An 18,584-nucleotide genomic window follows, 5' to 3' on the forward strand; every position below is an offset into this window, starting at 1 on the left:
GGTCTAGGCGAAGACCGCCTGCTCAGTTGATCTTCTTGTAATAGACCTTGCCGTCGGGCTGCTGGATGCGCTGGTAGGACGGGTTGGGCCCCGGAGGCGCGACCTTGCGCTTGAACGCGGGCTGTCCGTCTCCGGCGCCAGCGTCTCCGTCGGCCGCGGACGCATCCGCCACCGTGGTGTTGTCGAGCAGGGCAGGCTCGGCCGCGCCGGGCGCCGGCTCGCTGGCGGCGACCGGCTGGCCTTGCTCAAGCTTGGCGATATTGCCGTTGATCCGGCCGAAACTCGCCTGCAACTGATGGTCCAGCGTCTCGAACCGGCTCTGGAAACCGTTATTGACGGTGTCGATGCGGGCGCCGATCCGCTGCTCGAATTGGCCGAGCTGTTCCAGCCGCGCCTCCATCGTCTTGAGGTCGTTGACGCCGCGATAGAGATAGACCGCGGCCGTCACGTTGACGACGGTGACGAGCAGCGCACCCACCGCCACGACGCCGATCAGCCTGGCCCGGCTGGGCTTTCCCGGAGCGGCTTCCCTGTGACCGAGTTCGATTGCCGGGACGTCCGGCTCGCTGATCATCGTCATTCAACCACCACCTTTGCGCCCACCGCGACGCGTTTGAAGAGATCGATCACATCGGTGTTCGTCAGCCGGAAGCATCCGGACGTGCCGTCGAAACCGACGCCCTTGGGATCGTTGGTGCCATGGATGCGATAGAGCGTGTCGCGCCCGTCGCGCGACAGATAAAGCGCCCTGGCGCCGAGCGGATTGTAGGGACCGGCCGGCACCATCGCCGGCAGTTCCGGCCGGCGCGCGCGCATTTCCCTGGGCGGGCGCCATTCCGGCCATTCGGTCTTGGAAGCGATTTTGACAGTTCCGGTCCAGCCGAAGCCGTCGCGGCCGACGCTGATCTGGTAGCGCAGCGCATGCCCCGCTGCGGTCACCAGATAGAGCGCCTTCTCGTTTTTGCGGATGACGATCGTGCCGGGCTGCTCGCCGGTCTCGAAGGCGACCGCCTTGCGCAGGCTGGGGCCCATGGCCGGCAGCGGCGGCAGGCCCGATCCGGCTTGCGCCAAACCGCAGGCCGACGCCAGCGCGATGCCGATCAGGCCGGCCGCGGCAAGACGCCCGGCAATGCGAAGGCTAGCGCTGGGCATTGTCCAGTCGCTCCTTGAACATGCGTTTCAAGTCCTTGTTGAAGCGCGCGCGTCCGTCCACCTCGGAAGGCAGGATGGCGCGGTTCAGCGCGTCGGCCAGGAGTGCGTTGTCCAGCGCCAGCGACTTGATGTGCGGCGCCTTGAAGATCTTCTCCAGCTCGCTGCGCGAGAAGTGGTTGCCGAACCATTTGCGCTTGTGCTTGTTGGCGACCAGCGTGATGCTGACCTTGTTGCCGCGCAACTCGCGGATCTTCTTGTAGAGCCGCTTGCCTTGCCTCAGCGAAGCGACGTTGAGCTCGAAGACGATGAATATTTCGTCGCTCGTGCGCAGCACCGAATCGTGCCACGGCGTCTCGATGTTGGGCAGGTCGATGACGATGTCGTCGAAGCGGTAAGCGACGAGATCGAGCAGCCGGAAGACGAAGTCGGAACCGCGCGGCTCGAACGGCAGTTGCGGCCGCTCGAAGGAATAGAGCGTCAGGCCGGAGGGCCGCGACAGTTTGATGACGTCCATCAGCTCGACATCGAGCCGGTCCGGCTGGCCGATGATGCCGGAGAGGTCGAACTGGTTGAACTGGTTGAGATAGGCGCCGCAATTGGCGCTCTGGAAGTCGAGATCGACGAGGCAGGTCGAGGCCGCCCGCTCGGCCGATTTCGCGGCCAGATACTCGGCCGCCGAGATCGCCAGCGTGGTGGCGCCGGCGCCGCCGCTGGCGGCAATGAAGGTGACGATGCGGCTCTTGGTGCCCTGGCTGCCAGTGTCGTGGAAGGTGACGGCGTTGAGCAGCTCCTTGGCGTCGAGCGGCTTGTGCAGCCAGTCGGACGCGTTCATGCGCACCAGGACGCGCGTCTGCTCGGAGGTGAGCTCGTCCGAGATCGCGATCAGCGGCACCGACGCCCAGGCCGCGCGCGCCTCGACGATTGCCGGATTGCCGAGCAGCTCGCCATTGGCCAGATCGAGGATGATGATGCCGGGCCGGCTGTCGACAGGCGGCCCCTTCAGGAACTCCGCCGCGTCCGAGACCTTGACCTCATAGATCGCCAGCGCATCGAGCCGCGTGGTGACATCGCGCTTGAAATTGGGGTCGGCGGAAAACAGCGCCACCTGCTTGCGCTTGGTCGGGAGAACTCTGGTGTCGATGGCGTTCATGGCGATGTACTCTTTAAATCTTCACCCGTTACTGTACTCAGCATGGAGGGCATGGTGATGTTGGAAAATCCGAGCAGACCGGCCAGGAAGAAGAACTGGAATTGATGATTGACGATGCTGACCGTGATGGTCGGAACGGGGCCGTTGGGCCGGGTCCAGTAACCAAGGCCGGATGCCTGGTACTGAATCTGCACTTCGGATTTGGCCAGCAATGGCAGGAATGTCTGCATTCCAGGTTGGCTGCTACTGCCGCTGAGAATGAAGTCGAATGCAGCCTGGCTCGCGGTGAGGTCCTGGCATGTAGCCCCCGATCCGCAGGTGCACGAGGCAACTCCTGCGGCGCTGGCTGTGCAGATGTAATTGTAGGTATTGGCCGGGACAGGGTTGCCCACGTCCAGCGAGTTGCTGGGCGTTTTTGCCTCGAGTAAAAGCCCGCTTGCGACCGGATTGGAAATCTGCGCCAGCCTTGCTCCGGCCTGCACCGCCTTGTCTGCAGCGTTCCATTGATAAAAGGCATAGCCGAAGTCGACGAAGCCGAGCAACAGCGTCAGCAGCAGCGGCATGGCTATGGCCGCTTCGACCATCGTCGCGCCGCATTCGCTCGCCCAGAACCTGCGTCGCAGCATCACCATCCGAGGACGCGCTCCTGATGGGATACGGACAGGCTGATTTGACCAAAACCGAGATAGGACCAGAAGCCGAGATCCGGATACGGATAGGATGTGCTGACCTGCACGACAATTACGTTGGCAGTGCTGCTGAGGTAGAGTTCGGTGCCGGTCGCGGTATCGATCGCCGGGGTGGATAATACCGGGGTGATTATAACTTGACTTGGCAGCCATCCACTCACCCGAGCGCTGGTGCCGTTGATCGCCCCGTTGGCCGCAAGCGTCTGTGCCAGCGCCTTGCAAGTGTCCCAATCGCTGCTGCAGCGCGCCATATAGCGAGCCGCATCCTTGACGCCGGCGTCAAGCAGCATGCGTGTGTTCAGGATGTTCCCGAACTCGAAGACGCCGGCCGACAGCAGCAGCACGAAGGGCGTCACGATAGCCATCTCGACCAGCGCGGCCCCATCGTCGTCGCTCTTGAAATGCCGGATGATATGTCTGAGCGCGACCAGCATGGCTCTACCGGTAAAGCTGCGCTTCGTTGCGCTGAAGTTTCTTCAACGTGCCTTGGCCGACCGTCGTGCTGATATCCTGGATTTCGCCATAGATGTCCGCATTCGGTGGACCACCGGCCGTTTCAGTCACGAATACACTTGCAAAAGCCTGCACTGGCAGAGTTTGGCCGCCGCCCTGCACATTATTGGCTACGCAGTCGACTATAGCGACGTAGAGCAAACGCCTATCCGCGAGCTGCGTTGTGGTGTTGCACTGCGGCGGAGTCTTCTCTTGTCCGCTCTTCAAGGTGGGATTGTCGATTTCATATTTGTAGACACAATACCGGCTGGGATTTGCGCCGCACGCGGTAAGCACCCCAGTGGTGCTGGCGTTGCCATGGTTGACGCTCCAGTAACCTGCAAAATCCCATGCGCCATTGCCAAGCACGCCTGCTTGCGTACAGGTACCCGAATAGAAGCAATTGTCCCTTGGCAGTGCTTTGTAATTATTTATCTGCCCGCTGTTTGGTAGATCGTAGCTGCAACTGCCGCCATTATTCTTGACGACCATGCCCTTCCGAACATTGGGTGCGGGCGGCGCGCTTGAAGGGATCAGCTTCCCGCTGTTGCCGTTCGGATAGATATCAAAGCGCGTGTTGATGCCGTCGTTGACCGGAGTGACATTTCCGGGGCGGGTCTGCACACCGTTCTGGCTGTAGCAAGCGGGCGGACTCGTCACCGCGAACATTTCGGTGAGCTTCTGGGCGGATTTGTCGCCTTCCGGAGAAGAAAGGAATCCGTAGTTGCCAGGCCCATACTGAGCGTTATTGCCGCCGGTCTGCTCCTTCAGCCAGATCATCGGCTTGCTCGTTCCCGAAACGGCTGTCTGAAGGGCACCGAGGGAGGTGTAAGGATTGCAGATGAACATCGGCGTGAATTGGCACAATGCGTTGGTGAAGCCAGCGACGGCTTCAGCTCCGACATTGAAGCTGTTGGCCGAGCTTCCCGAAAGGTAAGAAACGGGGAACATGGCGGTGAAGCTCTCCGGTTGAGCCGTCACCTGGATGAACTTGGTTGCGCCCGCCGTTGCTGCATAGTTGGCCGAAGTAATCGGAGAGGAATCGTTTGTGGGAATGTTCGCAAGGAAACACCAGGAGATCTGGCCCCTTGACCGGCATGCGGAATAGGTCGGATTGACGGTGGTGCTGCCCGTGCTTGGCAACGTCACGACACCTGCATCGGCGAATATGGTGTCGTTGGAAACCAGATTCGTGAGGGCCCTCTCTGCTCGCGTCCAGGCATCCGAATTGCCATCCAGTTCCGCTGCCCCTGCAAGCGCGAGCGCGTCGACGCCTTTTTGCAGATCGCTGTGCAATCCGTTGGCGCGGCTCATGTCGAGAGCCAGCACGGCAAAACCCACGAGCGCCGGCAGCATGATGGCGACAAGGATCATCGCTATGCCGCGCTGATCGTTCCAAAATTCACGAATGGTCCTCAACATGATCTTACTCTCTGTTCCATTCGTGCCAGGCGTCCTCGCTCGCCTGACGAACCGCATCCTTCTACTTCGCTGCGCTGGTCTCGCTCGACGGGCCGACATTGACGGTCATGTTGGTTGCCGGCGCGGACCCGCCTGGCGGAAGCTTGTATTTCTGCACCACGGCGACCGACCGAGCTCCATTGCCTTCGATCTTCGTGTTGTTGGAAGCCGGGTTATAGGGATCGACCGTCTGCAGGAGCTGATTGGCTTTCTGCGAGTCGCCCGATGCCAAAGTCATCGTGTCGTAATTGTTCAAATAGTCGGCCGCGCAGCCTGCGAGCAGGCTGGTGCCGAGAAGGACGAGCAGGAGCTTATTTCTTGACATAGACCAGCTTGTCCTTCGATTTCACATCCAGCATGTGGCCATAGGGCCCGGTGACGCCCTCGCCATGCTCGTACATGCGGATCATGTCCTTGTTGACTTCGAGCTGGCCGAGCAGCATGAGCTCCGGATCGTTGGCGGGCTTCGTCTTGTCGAAGGGAGTCGCCAGCTGTTCGCCGGGCCTCACCGGCCGCACGAGATGCGGCGTCACGATGACGACAAGCTCGGTCTCTTCTTTCTGTGTGCTCGAATTGTGGAACAGCGCCCCGACGATCGGCACCTGGCCGAGCCAGGGCACCTGATCCTGCTGTATGGTGTTCTTGCTGGAGAGCAGGCCGCCGACCGCGAAGCTCTGGCCGTCACGCAAATCGACCACTGTCGACAGCTTGCGGTTGGTGAAGATCGGATCGCCCGCAGCGGTGAAGCCGGTCAGGTCGCTGACTTCCGGGGCCAGCTTCATGTGGATCTTGCCGTCGTCCAACACCACCGGCGTGAAGTTCAGATTGACGCCGAATTGCTTGAAGACGATCTCGACCTCACCTTGCGCATTGACGCTGCGCACCGGCACTTCGCCGCCGGCATTAAAGCTAGCCATTTCGCCGGAAACCGTGGTGAGATTCGGTTCGGCTAGCGTGCGAACGACGCCCTTCGCTTCGAGCGCCTCGATGATCAGGTCGACCTTGATGTTGCTGTCGATAATGCGGGTGATGAGCGCCGCGAACGGGTTGGTATTGGAGAGAAGGCCCGTCACCAGATCGCCTGCGCCCAGTTCGGCTCCGTCCTTATCTACCGTGCCAATACCCGTACCCACTCGTGTAGTGCCCCGGCTATTCCTACCCCTGAAGGACACGCCGAGATCACGGCCAGCGTTGCGCTTGGCCTCGAGGATGCGCACCGACAGATTGACCTGCTCGCTATCATCGATCGTCACTGCGTTGATGATGGCGTCTGGGCCATATTGCTGCGTGACTTCCACGATGGATGCCAGCGTCGCTGCGTCCTTCACGTGGCCGCTGAGCCTCACCTTGCCGTTGATCGAGCCGATCTCGATCCGAGCTTTCGGCGCCACCTGGCGAATGGCCACCGCCATGTCGCTGACATCCTGGCCGACCTCGATCTGGATGGCGCCAAGCGAGCGTTTGTCCTCGGAAAAGAGATTGACGGTGGTGGTGCCGACGGTCTTGCCGATGATGTAGAGCGTCTTGTCGGTCATCGGCTGCGCATCGGCAATCTTCTCGTCGCCCACCACGATGTCGCCCAGCGTGGCGTTCACCTGGATCGTGGCGGATTGCGATACCGGCACGAAGACGCGATGCAGCGACGGGCTCGACACGTCGATGAAGCGGTCAGCCGCGGTAGCCGGATTGCCAGAGATCGCCGATACGCCCAACAGGGATAGCGCGGCCGCCGCTATCCTCACCCAAAACCCCTTCATTCCCCATCTCCCCGCTTGCTGCCCAGGGCAGCCTCCGCCGCGCCGACCCTCGTCAGTCTTGTCGCGGCACTTCGTATGATTCCAGCTTGACACCCCGGAACACGCCGATCGTCGCTAGCTTGGGCGGCTCCGGCTGGACGTATTTGATGACTTCTTTCGCCGGCTGCTGAGGCGCGGCGGCCACGACCGTGACCGCCTTTGCCTTGCTCATCTGGTCGATCTGGCTGCCGACCCGCTCCACCGCCTTAGCCAGGCCATCGATCTTCTCGTCGGCTTGCTTGCGCGCGGCTTCCTCGGCGGCCTGCCTGTCAAACTCGGCCTGGCGCTTGGCGACATCCTCCGGCGTGTCGCCGGTCAGGTCCGCCAGCGTCACCCTCTCGTTCATCTCGCCTTTGCTTCCGGCGGCCTGACGCAAGGCCAGGGACAATTGGCCGGCGCCTGCGGCCAAGGTGAGCTTCTGCGCATCTTTCGTGCTCACCTCCACAGTCACCGCTTTGACGACCGTCGGATTGTCTTTTGTCGCATCCGCGATCTGATCGACGGCGAGCACCTTGACGCTCTGCAGCAACACATCGACGAAGCTCTTATCCGCGCCTTCGTTGTCGCGAACCGATCGGCTCAGCAGGATATCGACGCGGTCACCGGGAAAGACGAAGCCGGCTACACCGAGCACGTCATTGACCCTGATAGAAACAGCTTTCATGCCCTCGTCTAGAACCGCCGAAAGCGTGGCCCGCTGGCCGGGGCCGGTGATCTTGGTGGCGAGGACGGGTTCGTTGGCGCTGATCGTCTGCAGCGCCTGGCGCGCACCGTTTCCGGCCATCGCCTCTTTGACTGTCTTGAATGCGCCTGCCGGCACCGCTCCCGCCGGCCATGCAATTTCGCGAAGATTATCGGCGCTCAACGCGTCTCCGAATTTCAGTGGCACGGCCGCGACCACGACGGTAGCCGCCTGCACGCCGTTGGCTTGAGCCAGAGCATTGCGCTGGCCTGCCAGCCAGATGTTGACGAGAACGACCGCCAGGACGCCGAATATCCCAGCGAGCACGACCATGATAAGTGTATTGGCGCGCATTTCCCCACCCTTGAAGCCGGCTCTGACCGCGCCGGCAGCCCCTGATGATGCAAGGCTCCAGACCGGGATCAATAACCCCGGCCTGGAGTGCTTTTTGCTTAGCCAGCGGGGTTGCAGGTGCTTCCCGTGGCGCCGTTGGTACCCAGATTGGTACAGAGCTGGGTGAACTGGTGGCTTACCCAACCGCCAATCGCGACAATCGCCACGATCGACGCCGCGGCGATAATGCCGATCAGGATTGAGTATTCGACCATAGCAGCGCCGTGTTCGTCATCGCGGAACTGCCGGGTCATCGTCATGAGCTTCTTCATGCCAATTTCTCCTTTTGGAGGCTTGAACCCGACGAGACAGAGCCAAGGAATGAACCCCATACCCAAGCATCCCCCGTCAGGTTCAATCCTAGGTCTCGTGAAAAAGAAGTGTCAAACGGATTAACGGAAGCTTAACCCTTCAATACTCGATTTGGAATCGTTTCAATTGGGACAAGGGCTTGATTCGCCTCATTTTTCAAGTCATTTTAACCATTCATTCACAATTCCGCCGCGGTGGGGTCTCATTGCTGGTGTATTAGAAATCCGACATAATTCAGTATATCTAACGCCTTGGCGGACTTAGGTGCATTCGTCGCGGCAATGGTCTTAGGACTTTAGTCTGTTAAACCGGAGTGAATTAGAAGCAGTTATGCGAGAATTTGACCACCTTCTTAACTATGTCGCAAGTAATACATGGACTGTGGCCTGCAGGCCGCTTGTGCCACTCGTGGTTAACGCTTAGTTTCATGTCCGGGAACAAAAAGGGGTTGGCGGCATGTTGGGTCGCTTCATAAAGGGGCCGGGTGAGCAACGGGCGTCGCAGCAGGTAGTACCCGTCGTTGCGGCGGGGAACGAAACAGTCGTGGCAACTACGATGGATGTCGAACCACAAGGTCTCGACTTCCTGACCTTGAAAGTCGAGCTGCATCGCCATCTCATCGATCGTTTTAACCTGACGGCGCTGGAAAGCGCGTCAAAGGATGAAATCCTGAACGAGATCCGGCCGATCGTGCGCGAGTTCGTCCGGAGCCGCAACGTGCCCTTGAATGCCCGCGAGCTGGATCAACTGACCAGCGACACGGCCGACGAGATGCTGGGCCTTGGTCCGATCGAGCCTCTGCTCAAGGATGATTCGATTACCGACATCATGATCAACACGCATGAGCGCGTGTTCATTGAGCGCCGCGGCCTGATCGAGCAAACCTCGATCCGCTTTCGCGACGAAGCGCATCTGCTGCGCATCATCAACAAGATCGTCTCGGCTATTGGTCGTCGGGTGGACGAATCCGCGCCGATGGCGGATGCGCGCCTGGAGGACGGCTCTCGCGTCAACATTGCCGTGCGGCCGGTCTCGGTCGATGGCCCGCTGGTCTCGATCCGCAAATTCTCGAAGAATCCTTATTCGCTGGAACGCCTGATGGCGTTCAACTCGATCCGCCAGCCGATGATCGACATGCTGCGGATCGCGGTGCAGGCGCGCAAGTCGATCCTGGTTTCGGGCGGCACCGGCAGCGGCAAGACGACGTTGCTCAACGCGCTGTCGAGCTACATCCCGTCGAAGGAGCGTCTGGTAACCATCGAGGACGCCGCGGAACTGCAACTGCAGCAGCCGCATGTCGGCCGGCTGGAGACACGCCCACCCAATGTCGAGGGCAAAGGCGAGATCCGCCAGCGCGAGCTGGTGAAGAACGCGCTGCGCATGCGCCCCGACCGCATCATCGTCGGCGAGGTGCGCGGCGAGGAAGCGTTCGACATGCTGCAGGCCATGAACACTGGCCATGAAGGCTCGATGACCACAATCCACGCCAACACCCCGCGCGATGCCATCTCGCGTCTGGAGCAGATGGTCGGTATGGCCGGGTTGCCGATGACGCATGAATCGATCCGTGCGCAGATCGCTTCGGCCATCGACATCATCGTGCAGACACAGCGCCTATCCGATGGCGGGCGGCGGGTCGTCTCCATCTCCGAGATCACCGGCATGGAAGGCAACGTCGTGCAGTTGCAGGAAATCTATCACTATGTCAGGCGCGATGTTGCCGCCGATGGAGCGATCATCGGTGATTTCCGCGCCACCGGCGTCCGTCCGCGCTTTGCCCCTGAGGCCGCCACGCAGGGCCTCCACTTCGCCAAGGACGCCTTCAATCCGCAGGTGGCGATGTGATGCTGACAGGACAGTCGCTGCTTTACTTCATTTATGTGGTTGCCGCCGCCTCGGTCATCCTTGCCGGCGAGGCTTTTTATCTGTCTTTGGCCAGCCGGCGCTCGCGCCGGGTCGCGGTGAATCGTCGACTGCGGAGGCTCGCCGATGAATCGCCTGCGGAACAGACATTACAAAGCTTGCTGCGCGAACGAGGTTTGACTGACTCTGGAGATTTTGCTTTCGGTTTTGTTTGGCTCAATAGGCTGTATACACAATCCGGTATCACGGGAAATCCGCCGACTTTCGCGGCGAGCTTTCTCCTTGCTGGCTTGGCGCTGGCTTTGCTTCTCTCGTTCCTTGTCCGATTGGCTGCACCGGCTGCTTTCATCGTCTTTCTTATCATTGGCTTAGGGCTGCCGCTCTTCGTATTGCGGCGTACCCGAAAAAAAAGAATACAGAAGTTCGCAAAGCAATTGCCCGATGCTCTCGACATGATTGTCCGTTCCTTGCGTGCCGGGCACCCCGCCTCCGTTGCAATAGCCCTTGTTGCTCGCGAAATGCCCGATCCGTTAGGCACGGAATTCGGCATCGTCGCCGATGAGATCACCTTCGGGCTCAGCATGGAGCAGGCGGTGCGAAAGCTGTCGGAACGGGTAGGTTTCGAGGGGCTGCACCTCCTATCAGTCTCTCTCTCGATCCAGTCAAAAACAGGTGGCAATCTCACCGAGATGTTGGCCAACCTTTCATCCGCCCTCCGCGAGCGACAGAAGTTGCGTATGAAAATCAGGGCGCTCTCATCCGAGGGACGGGTCTCAGCCTGGATCATCTCGCTGTTCCCGATCGTAATGTTCCTGGTGCTGCAGCTCATTGCGCCGTCGTATTACGGAACGATTTGGGGCGATCCAATAATAATGCCAGTATTCCTGATCTTCGGAATCTGGGCGCTCCTAGGCGATCTCATTATGTACCGCATGGTCACTTTCGATTTCTAGGAGCGAGTCATAAGCCTGCTTTCCAACACCAACGACCTGGCTTTTCTGGTCTCCGTTGCTGTCTTCGTGGCAGCGGTTGCGCTGTTCCTGTTTGCCGCGCTGGTTTTTCTGCCGGCATTGCAAACACGGAGGCTGGTGACAGGCAATCTGGTAGGCAATGACACTGTCGATCATCGTTCGATGCTAGGACAGGATCAACTAGCCAAGATCGCGGCGCAAAAGCCAGTCGATGCCTATTTCAAGTCGATCGAAAAGGAACGTAAAGAGCCGAACGCTCTGGAGGCGAAACTCTTTCGTGCCGGTTTTTATCAGTCAAGTGCCCCTCTGATCTATACACTTTGCCGACTTGCCGCCGTCTGTCTAGGCTTCCTGGCGATATATGCGCTCCTCTATCGGGTGCTGCCAGCGCAACTCCCTGGATTCATCACCTTTGCTGGCTCAGCCTTGTTCGGCCTGGCCTGCATCGTCATTCCCAACATCATGCTCGATCGATTCGAGAATGCGCAGAAACAGGTCTATCGTCGCTCCTTTCCCGATTTCATGGATATGATGATCACCTGTGCCGATGCCGGCATGAGCCTCGAGGCGGCGGTCGAGCGGGTCAGTCAGGAACTGGCTGGCGCGCATAAATGGCTTGGCATCCAGCTCTCGATCATGAATCTGCAGCTGCGCGCCGGCAAGCCGCTACGCGAGGCGCTGCGGGAATTGGCCGATCGCATCGGCCTCGACGAGGCGCGGGCACTTGCCGTGCTGTTCCGACAGTCGGAAGAACTCGGCACAAGCTTGACGGAAGCCTTGCGCGTTTACAGCGCCGAGATGCGCAGCCAGAGAATTCTCAATGCCGAGGAGCGTGCCAACGCCTTGCCGGTAAAAATGATGATCCCGCTGGGGCTCTGCATTTTCCCGGTGGTGATGATGGTGATCATGTTGCCGGTGATCATCCGCATGAAGGGCATTTTCTTCTAGTCGGTCATATGTTTCTCTTCTAAAATAGAGTCGGGGACTCGTGGGAACACACAATGATAAAGCGCCTCGCAGTCGCGACCAGCCTGCTGCTGATTTTCCTGGCCGGTTGCCAGACCCACGATTCCACCGGCGGCGTCGTGCGCACCAATGAGCCCGCCAAAGGCGACTACACCGCCTTCGGCGATACCTTCGACGGGCTGAAGACGATTAGCGACGTCGACTATTACGCGTCGGACCAGGCGGTCACCGAGGCCAAGACCCAGTTCCGTTCCGAAAATTACGGCAATGCCGGCGCCTTGTTCTATAAGGCGACCCGGCTCGCGCCGAATGACGGCGTCGCCTGGCTTGGTCTCGCCGCCTCCTGCGATCGCATCCGCCGTTTCGATCTTGCCGACATGGCCTATGGCCGGGCCTACCGGCTGCTTGGCGCAACGCCGGAATATTACAACAATCTCGGCTATTCCTATCTACTGCGCGGCAAGCTGCAGGACGCGCGCAGCAACTTCCTCAAGGCCTATGAACTGGCCCCCAACGATCCGACCGTGGCCAATAATCTGAAGCTGCTGTCATCCAGCGTGCGGAACATCGAGCGGTCATGAGTCTTTTGCTAACCGCTTCGATCGTCTTCAAGGGACTGGCAATCCTGCTGCTTGGCCGCATCGCCTGGATCGATTTTTCCACGCAGCGCATACCAAACCGCGACGTGCTGCTGTTGCTTTGCCTCGGCCTTGGTGCTTTGCAATTCCAATCCTTACAAGCTCACTCGTGGTTGGAGATGGGCATCAGCGCATTTGGCGGTCTGGCGCTGTTCCTTGCGCTCTTTCCATTCTGGCTCCTGCGCAAGATCGGCGCCGGCGATGTCAAGCTGATGAGCGTTACGCCGTTCCTGATCGGCGGCAGCAATCTCGCCGTTTTTTCCGTGCTGCTGCTGGTTTTCGCGGTCGCTACGGCGGCCCTAGTCAAGAATCCATTTCTGCTGCCGGCTGGGATGTTCCGTCACTATGTGCAGCATATGGACCGCAGGGGCATCGTGCCGTTCGGAGTGCCGATATCCGCCGCTTCCATCTGCGCGGTGGCTCTGCAGATGTATCACGCCATTGTGGTGGCAACCAGTTCCGGGGTTTTGGAGCAACTCAACTAGTGAGTGCGCATACCATTGCATCCAATGGCTGTATTGGCTGCGATTATTTAGTCCTGCCGGTTAGATCCGCCGTTAGAAAGTTTGCCGCTCGGCTGCATTAATCGGCAGCGTCAGCCAAACCGCAAACATCGTGCTGTGGGGGTGGAGTGCGACTTACCGCGACCACTGAAGTGGTCGCCATGAGTGGCGCCAGCGTACGAAGCACGGTGGTAAAATTGGTTGGCATTGATAATGGTTAGATCGAATAGATTAACTGCGCGTATATGTGGCAATTAACTTTATGAAAACCATTTGCTTGTGCTGGCGATAAGAAAGTGTTTAGATTGCTCTCTGGGGGTGGGGTATGTTTACTGAGGATTTCTTTGGACGGATGGCCATCGTCGCTGTCATGACGGTGCTGGCGACGCTTAGTGCGATTTCCTTGGCCGAATATTTCTGGAGCGCTTCCTATTCGATAACGTTAGCGATGGTCACGCAGCTGAGTTCGGTCATATTTCTTCTGCTTCAGCTCTTCATGACAGTTGCCCGGCTTCCGGCGCAAGGCACTGCCAAGGGGATAGAACCTAGGGTCACTTCAGTGGCTGGGACCTTCCTGATTTTGGTGGCGATGATGTTGATTCCGCCAGTACAGAGCTGGTGGGTGCAGCTATCCGCGCTGTGCACAATTCTTCTCGGCACTTCCTGCTCAATTTTCTGTATTTCTTGGCTCGGCAGGTCCTTTTCACTTATGGCAACCGCAAGGCGTCTGGTGACGTCCGGCCCTTACTCCGTCGTCAGGCATCCGCTATACATCTGCGAAGCCGTCTTCGTTTTGGGTATAATAATCTCGCATTTCTCATGGCTGATGGTGGCGCTTGGCTTTATTCAATGTATTTTTCAGTACCGGCGCGCCACGAACGAAGAAGCGATACTGCGGGAAACTTTCCCGGAATACGACGAATATGCCCGGCGGGTGCCGATGTTGGTGCCGCGGTTCTTCCGTTCGCCAGAAGCGTCTACTCAACAGTAGCGACTTTCTAAAACCCCGACGTCTGTTTCTCCACCAGCTTAAGCTTACCCTTCTCCACCCTGAAGAACGGCATCGACCTTTGGCTCGAGCCGTCGGCGCGGAAGCGGAACAGGCCGGTCGAGCCGCGGAAGCCGCTGGTGTTTTCCAGCACCTGCTTGCTGAAACCGTCGGGGCCGGCGGAGCTGGCGATGCCCGCGCTCAGCGCCACCACGTCGTAGGCATAGGCCACGTTGACGTCCGGCTGGTAGTTGTAGGTCGCCTTGAAGCGGTCGGCGATCGGGCCGATCTCGCTCTGGTCGAGCGTCGCGATATAGGCGCCTTCGTAGAGCGGATCCATCGGGTGCTCGAGCCAACGGTCGGTGCCGACCAGCGTCACCGCCTTGCCCGGAATGCCTTTGGCCTTCAGCGCCGCGAGCACGGCGACAGGGCTGCCGTCGCCGCAGGCGACGACCACGGCATCGGGCGCCTCGACCAGCGAGCCCATGTCCGACACCACCTTCGCGCCGCCGTCGCTCGCCGAATAGGGCAGCGTCACCGCAAGCGTGGCGCCATAGATGCTGAGCGCGTTGGCCACCCGGGATTCAATCGGGCCCGAGTCCGCGCCCGATGGCACCAGCAGCACGAATTTCCTGGCGCCCTTGGCGGCGACCGCCGCCGCGCCCGCCGCAGCGCTATCGGCTTCGCCGAGCCGCACGGAATAGACGCCGGGGCCGCCGGCGAAATTGTCGGCCAGCGCCAGCACCGGCGGCCGCTTGGAGCCGGAGAGCTTGGCAAGGTGCTGAGCGGCCGCAAGCTCGGACGGCCCGATGACCGCCTTCGCCGTGCCCGAGGTGATCGCCTTCACCGCGAGCTCCTTCGCGTAGCCGCTGTCGCCGCGCGTGTCCTCGATCGTCAGCGTCAGAAGCTTGTCGCCGAGATCGGCCATTGCGAGGCGCGCGCCGTCATACATTTTCCGGCCGGTCTCGCCCGTGCTTCCGGGCGCCGAAAGCGGCAGCAGCATGGCCACCTTGGTCGGCCCCGTGCCGAGCGTCAGCTGGGCCTTGGCGGCGGCGGCCGAGGTCGGGCCGGCCGAGGTCGCGCTGGCCAAGGCCGCACTGCCCAAGGCCTGGCCGCTTGCCTGCTGGGCGGGCGCCGCGGGCGCGCCCGCCTGGCCGGCGGGTGCCGCTATCGCCGACGGATCGAGCACGTCCGACGCGCCGCTCTTGGACTGGCAACCGCACAGCGTCGCGACGAGCCCGAGAGCGAGAGCCAACAGACGCTGATCGTGCCGCTCACATTTCATCTGATGCTTCCATCCCATCTGCCGCCAGCTGTTCGCCCCGGTCTGCCTTCACTTCTCTTAACGTTCGCCTGCCCGGCCGTCCCGCAGTTCTTGCATCATCGCTTCAGCCGTCGAACAGCCGCGCTCTCAGCGCCTGTATCGTCCTTGCTTGCGCCGGGCTGCGATAGTCGGCGCATTTCATGTAGCGCGGCCCCGGCACGAACGATCGTCTCACGCAGACGCGTTTCTCCTCGCCGGCGGCGGACAAGCCGATCGTCGAGACGTCGGAAAATCCGATCGTCGAGACGTCGGAGAATCCGATCGTCGCCACCGGCAGCGGCCCGGCCGCGTCGAGCCCCTCCCGCGCCAGGATCGCGCGTGCGCGCCGGCAGTAGTCGACAGAGCGGACCGAGAAGCGGGTTTCCCCATGCCCGGCGCGGTATTTCATCACAGTGGTGCAAAGATCGCCCGCGGCGAGCCTGTTTGCCTGCGCCAGATATCTGACGCCGAGCGCGATGTTGGTGGCCGGCTCGCCGAGCTCGTCGAGCGAGCCGCGAAAGCCGAGCATCCGCGCCGTTGCCGGCATGACCTGCATCAGCCCGATCTCGCCGTCGGCGCCGTGCACGCCGGGATCGAAGCCGCTCTCGATCTCCATCACCGCATGCGCCAGCACCGGCTCGAGGCCGAAGAGCGACGCCTGGCAAGTCGCGAATGCCTTGAATGTCGCGCACGTCCGCTCGGGCGCCGCGTCGCAGCGCACGGGCTGCGCCCGCTGCGGCTGCGGCCGTTCCAGCCAATTGGCGTGGACAGGTGTTTGCCCCAGGCCAAGCAAGGCGACCGCCAGGGCAATTCCAGGAAAACTGCGTGGCGGTTTTCCGCTCGCACTTGCGTCAAGACAAAGAGATGGACCGTTTCGCCGTTTCGGTGAAACGGCGGACCGGTCCAGCGCGATCGCCTTCGCCGGTTCTCCGTCGGCCACCATCGCAGCCAGCCGGCGTCCGCTTGCCCGTCAGCTCAGTGCATGTACTCGACCATGCGGTCGTGGAAGCACTCGCATTTGTTGAGCGTGTCTTCGTCCTTGTAGTTCGTCTTGAGGTAGCCATAGGCCATGCCGCAGGCGACCTTGGCTTCCGAGGCCCAGACGAAGGCGGGACGCGACGAGTTGATCCATTCCGGGCTGTTGGCGACGGCGACCGATTCGTCCATCAGCTTCACCACATGGTCCTTGAGCTCGACCATGTTGTCGGTCAGCACCAGGTCCGAGGTGCCCACAGTGCGGCAATAATTCACCGCCGGCTCGCCGATGATGTCGGCGGCGAACCCCGTCGACCCGGCCACCAACAGCGCCGCGGCCGAAGCCAGCAATCTTACGGAATGTTTCATGTAAGCCCCTCTCCGAATTGCGAATTCATGCTTTGCTGATGTTTAGCATGGAAGCGTGGTGGCGCATAAGTGCTAAATGGTGGCCGTGTGCTGTGCGTGTGCGTTGTCGTCGTAAAGGATGTTGATCGTTCCGGCGGCAGGTCCGTTCGTCAGCTGGGCCACATCTACGAAGTTGGTGCCGCCGACCGTGCCGTTGGTGTCGACACTCAGCGTCTTTGTGCCAGCGTCATAATGCACGTAGTCGGCGATGTTGCCTCCCGGTGCTGTCTCGAACAGCGACGACAAGTCGATCTTGTCGCCTTCGGCGCCACTGTAATCGGTGATGAGATCCTTGATGTCGAGGTGGTCGAGCCTGAACGTATCGGCGCCGGTGCCGCCTGTCAGGGTGTCCTGGCCAGCGCCGCCGACGAGGAGGTCGTTGCCGGACCCGCCATTGAGCGTATCGTTGCCGGCGCCGCCGACGAGCGTGTCGTTGCCGCCCGCTCCACTCAAATTGTCGACTCCGGCTCCACCATACAGCATGTTCCCGACATCGTTGCCGGTGATGGTGTCGTCGAAAGCAGACCCGATGATATCGGGCGCCGCCGCCGTCGACGTGTAGATATGCGAAGCGCCGGCGGCGTCCGCCGAGTGATCCGCAATCGGGTTCCCGCTCAGCGTCACGCCGATCAGACTTGTCGCCAGGTCACCGTCCGCGTCCACGATCTGGATCGGCAGATTGAAGTTGACGGGGTTGGTGCTCTGAACGGCTGCGCCGAACCCGGTGATGGCGAAGTCGTCGCCGCTCGTGTTCAACAATTCCAGACTGTTGTAGCCGTCGGCCGTGAACGTTGAGACGGAAACATGGTCGTCCATTATACCTGTTATCTGAGCGGCATAATGAACTGCGGCGGTGGGATCCACATCGACGAAGTGAACCGTGTAGGTTCTGTCCGTCAGCCCACCCGGACTGCCAACCGTGTATGTCGTTGCGTTGGTGCCGATGGTCGCGAAATCGACGATCTGCGTCTGCCCGTCATACGCGATCGCGACCGACGTGACCGAATCGAGCGCACCATCCCCAACGACCTTGTTGTTGTCGGTACCCGTCGTGGCGTTGTCGTCCTTCGCCGTGATTTGAAGAACGGTGTTGGTGTTTCCGTCGCCAAAGGTGAAGGTGGCGCCGTTGGCGGTATAGTGGTTATCGAACACGTGGTCGCGGTTGGCGAGGACGCCATATCCGCCGGCTCCCATCGTGTTGCCGGTCAAATCCTGGACAAAGTCCACCCGGATGCCTTCGCCCGCACCGATGTTCTGCCCGCCGGCGCCGCCGCCGACGCCGAAGGAGTTCGCGTTCCCGTTGATGGTCGTGCCGGTGCCGAAAGGCGTGAAAAGCACGTCCTGCGAATTATCGTCGACCGGGGCACCGGAGTTCTTCTGACCATTGGGCACGAAGCCGGCCCAGGCGCCGTTACCGCCGTCGAAATCATACGTCCCGTTAGAGAACGTCACTTGCGTCAGGCTGTCGACCGTTCCATTCATGTCAACGGAATAGCTGGCACTCTGGGGGTCGAGGGTGACGGTGAACACCGCCAGGCCGTTAGCATTTCCGTACAGGGTATGACCGTCCGCAGATACATCGTAGATGATGTGGGCGCCGCCCGAAGTCAGGCCGCTGTCCGCGCCATCGAGAGACGCCGCGAAAATCGCCGTGCCGGCACCATCCGCTCCGTAGTTGTTGGACAGCGAGTGGTCTACATCCAGAGCAAACGTAACCGGAGCGCCCGCGCTATTCGACAGCACCGCGTAGTCCGGCGAGACTGCTGTCGGGCCGTCATCGAGGAAGGTGACCGCGCCGCCGATGTCGATGGCGCCGGTCGAGGCGCTGTCGCCGTCGGCATC

20 protein-coding genes are annotated in these 18,584 nt (G+C 60.7%); 6 read left to right on the forward strand and 14 right to left on the reverse strand.

Annotated elements, in window-relative coordinates:
• Positions 1-22: 22 nt before the first annotated feature.
• From LB538_RS15425 to LB538_RS15470, 10 genes are all read right to left on the reverse strand, one after another.
• Positions 23-580, reverse strand: coding sequence for a hypothetical protein (locus LB538_RS15425; protein ID WP_224523823.1), 558 nt, complete (start codon positions 578-580; stop codon positions 23-25).
• Positions 577-1,152 carry a L,D-transpeptidase gene (locus tag LB538_RS15430; protein ID WP_224523826.1) on the reverse strand — a complete coding sequence of 192 codons (576 nt, stop codon included), beginning with the start codon at positions 1,150-1,152 and terminating at the stop codon, positions 577-579. Before LB538_RS15430 ends, LB538_RS15425 begins: the two co-directional genes overlap by 4 nt.
• Positions 1,139-2,302: a CpaE family protein gene (locus tag LB538_RS15435; RefSeq protein WP_224523830.1), complete on the reverse strand. Its 1,164-nt coding sequence runs from the start codon at positions 2,300-2,302 to the stop codon at positions 1,139-1,141. The genes LB538_RS15430 and LB538_RS15435 overlap by 14 nt, the downstream gene beginning before the upstream one ends.
• Positions 2,299-2,934 carry a TadE/TadG family type IV pilus assembly protein gene (locus tag LB538_RS15440; protein ID WP_224523833.1) on the reverse strand — a complete coding sequence of 212 codons (636 nt, stop codon included), beginning with the start codon at positions 2,932-2,934 and terminating at the stop codon, positions 2,299-2,301. Before LB538_RS15440 ends, LB538_RS15435 begins: the two co-directional genes overlap by 4 nt.
• Positions 2,928-3,425 (reverse strand): TadE/TadG family type IV pilus assembly protein, encoded by a 498-nt coding sequence (locus LB538_RS15445; protein ID WP_224523836.1) that lies wholly within the window; start codon positions 3,423-3,425, stop codon positions 2,928-2,930. Before LB538_RS15445 ends, LB538_RS15440 begins: the two co-directional genes overlap by 7 nt.
• 4 nt (positions 3,426-3,429) lie before the next feature.
• Positions 3,430-4,905: a TadE/TadG family type IV pilus assembly protein gene (locus LB538_RS15450; protein ID WP_224523839.1), complete on the reverse strand. Its 1,476-nt coding sequence runs from the start codon at positions 4,903-4,905 to the stop codon at positions 3,430-3,432.
• Between the two features lie 61 nt (positions 4,906-4,966).
• Complete coding sequence (locus tag LB538_RS15455; RefSeq protein ID WP_224517709.1) at positions 4,967-5,269, reverse strand: hypothetical protein; 303 nt, start codon at positions 5,267-5,269, stop codon at positions 4,967-4,969.
• Positions 5,256-6,701 (reverse strand): type II and III secretion system protein family protein, encoded by a 1,446-nt coding sequence (locus tag LB538_RS15460; protein ID WP_224523842.1) that lies wholly within the window; start codon positions 6,699-6,701, stop codon positions 5,256-5,258. The genes LB538_RS15455 and LB538_RS15460 overlap by 14 nt, the downstream gene beginning before the upstream one ends.
• Positions 6,702-6,753: 52 nt before the next feature.
• Positions 6,754-7,776 (reverse strand): Flp pilus assembly protein CpaB, encoded by a 1,023-nt coding sequence (gene cpaB, locus LB538_RS15465; RefSeq protein ID WP_224523859.1) that lies wholly within the window; start codon positions 7,774-7,776, stop codon positions 6,754-6,756.
• A 98-nt stretch (positions 7,777-7,874) separates the two neighbouring features.
• On the reverse strand, positions 7,875-8,087 hold the full coding sequence (locus tag LB538_RS15470; protein WP_224523862.1) for a Flp family type IVb pilin: 213 nt from the start codon (positions 8,085-8,087) through the stop codon (positions 7,875-7,877).
• A gap of 496 nt (positions 8,088-8,583) precedes the next feature.
• On the opposite strand from LB538_RS15470, the gene LB538_RS15475 reads away from it, so the two are divergent.
• The 6 genes from LB538_RS15475 to LB538_RS15500 all read left to right on the forward strand — a co-directional run bounded on the left by LB538_RS15475 (position 8,584) and on the right by LB538_RS15500 (position 14,059).
• Positions 8,584-9,972, forward strand: coding sequence for a CpaF family protein (locus LB538_RS15475; RefSeq protein ID WP_224523865.1), 1,389 nt, complete (start codon positions 8,584-8,586; stop codon positions 9,970-9,972).
• A complete protein-coding gene (locus LB538_RS15480) occupies positions 9,972-10,943 on the forward strand; it encodes a type II secretion system F family protein (RefSeq protein ID WP_224523867.1) in 972 nt (323 codons plus the stop codon). Before LB538_RS15475 ends, LB538_RS15480 begins: the two co-directional genes overlap by 1 nt.
• 15 nt (positions 10,944-10,958) lie before the next feature.
• On the forward strand, positions 10,959-11,909 hold the full coding sequence (locus tag LB538_RS15485; RefSeq protein ID WP_224523937.1) for a type II secretion system F family protein: 951 nt from the start codon (positions 10,959-10,961) through the stop codon (positions 11,907-11,909).
• 53 nt (positions 11,910-11,962) lie between these two features.
• Positions 11,963-12,508 (forward strand): tetratricopeptide repeat protein, encoded by a 546-nt coding sequence (locus LB538_RS15490; protein ID WP_224523870.1) that lies wholly within the window; start codon positions 11,963-11,965, stop codon positions 12,506-12,508.
• Positions 12,505-13,050, forward strand: coding sequence for a prepilin peptidase (locus LB538_RS15495; RefSeq protein ID WP_224523872.1), 546 nt, complete (start codon positions 12,505-12,507; stop codon positions 13,048-13,050). The genes LB538_RS15490 and LB538_RS15495 overlap by 4 nt, the downstream gene beginning before the upstream one ends.
• 370 nt (positions 13,051-13,420) lie before the next feature.
• Complete coding sequence (locus LB538_RS15500; protein ID WP_224523874.1) at positions 13,421-14,059, forward strand: methyltransferase family protein; 639 nt, start codon at positions 13,421-13,423, stop codon at positions 14,057-14,059.
• Positions 14,060-14,066: 7 nt separating this feature from the next.
• Here the strand turns inward: LB538_RS15500 and LB538_RS15505 are convergent, their stop codons facing one another.
• From LB538_RS15505 to LB538_RS15520, 4 genes are all read right to left on the reverse strand, one after another.
• Complete coding sequence (locus LB538_RS15505) at positions 14,067-15,311, reverse strand: ABC transporter substrate-binding protein (protein ID WP_318011886.1); 1,245 nt, start codon at positions 15,309-15,311, stop codon at positions 14,067-14,069.
• A gap of 133 nt (positions 15,312-15,444) precedes the next feature.
• Positions 15,445-16,080 carry a lytic transglycosylase domain-containing protein gene (locus tag LB538_RS15510; RefSeq protein ID WP_224621606.1) on the reverse strand — a complete coding sequence of 212 codons (636 nt, stop codon included), beginning with the start codon at positions 16,078-16,080 and terminating at the stop codon, positions 15,445-15,447.
• Positions 16,081-16,334: 254 nt separating this feature from the next.
• Positions 16,335-16,703 carry a hypothetical protein gene (locus LB538_RS15515; RefSeq protein ID WP_224523887.1) on the reverse strand — a complete coding sequence of 123 codons (369 nt, stop codon included), beginning with the start codon at positions 16,701-16,703 and terminating at the stop codon, positions 16,335-16,337.
• 72 nt (positions 16,704-16,775) lie between these two features.
• Positions 16,776-18,584 (reverse strand): type I secretion C-terminal target domain-containing protein (locus LB538_RS15520; protein ID WP_224523888.1); only part of this gene is annotated, 1,809 nt, incomplete at its 5' end.

The sequence above is a fragment of the Mesorhizobium sp. Ca11 genome (assembly GCF_020165275.1).
GTDB lineage: Bacteria > Pseudomonadota > Alphaproteobacteria > Rhizobiales > Rhizobiaceae > Mesorhizobium.

Coding starts and splice junctions, on each gene's coding strand:
- LB538_RS15450 (WP_224523839.1), bottom strand. CDS start 4,905: ATGTTGAGGACCATTCGTGAATTTTGGAACGATCAGCGCGGCATAGCG.
- LB538_RS15445 (WP_224523836.1), bottom strand. CDS start 3,425: ATGCTGGTCGCGCTCAGACATATCATCCGGCATTTCAAGAGCGACGAC.
- LB538_RS15455 (WP_224517709.1), bottom strand. CDS start 5,269: ATGTCAAGAAATAAGCTCCTGCTCGTCCTTCTCGGCACCAGCCTGCTC.
- LB538_RS15475 (WP_224523865.1), top strand. CDS start 8,584: ATGTTGGGTCGCTTCATAAAGGGGCCGGGTGAGCAACGGGCGTCGCAG.
- LB538_RS15515 (WP_224523887.1), bottom strand. CDS start 16,703: ATGAAACATTCCGTAAGATTGCTGGCTTCGGCCGCGGCGCTGTTGGTG.
- LB538_RS15430 (WP_224523826.1), bottom strand. CDS start 1,152: ATGCCCAGCGCTAGCCTTCGCATTGCCGGGCGTCTTGCCGCGGCCGGC.
- LB538_RS15470 (WP_224523862.1), bottom strand. CDS start 8,087: ATGAAGAAGCTCATGACGATGACCCGGCAGTTCCGCGATGACGAACAC.
- LB538_RS15425 (WP_224523823.1), bottom strand. CDS start 580: ATGACGATGATCAGCGAGCCGGACGTCCCGGCAATCGAACTCGGTCAC.
- LB538_RS15440 (WP_224523833.1), bottom strand. CDS start 2,934: ATGGTGATGCTGCGACGCAGGTTCTGGGCGAGCGAATGCGGCGCGACG.
- LB538_RS15460 (WP_224523842.1), bottom strand. CDS start 6,701: ATGAAGGGGTTTTGGGTGAGGATAGCGGCGGCCGCGCTATCCCTGTTG.
- cpaB (WP_224523859.1), bottom strand. CDS start 7,776: ATGCGCGCCAATACACTTATCATGGTCGTGCTCGCTGGGATATTCGGC.
- LB538_RS15435 (WP_224523830.1), bottom strand. CDS start 2,302: ATGAACGCCATCGACACCAGAGTTCTCCCGACCAAGCGCAAGCAGGTG.
- LB538_RS15490 (WP_224523870.1), top strand. CDS start 11,963: ATGATAAAGCGCCTCGCAGTCGCGACCAGCCTGCTGCTGATTTTCCTG.
- LB538_RS15480 (WP_224523867.1), top strand. CDS start 9,972: ATGCTGACAGGACAGTCGCTGCTTTACTTCATTTATGTGGTTGCCGCC.
- LB538_RS15500 (WP_224523874.1), top strand. CDS start 13,421: ATGGCCATCGTCGCTGTCATGACGGTGCTGGCGACGCTTAGTGCGATT.
- LB538_RS15495 (WP_224523872.1), top strand. CDS start 12,505: ATGAGTCTTTTGCTAACCGCTTCGATCGTCTTCAAGGGACTGGCAATC.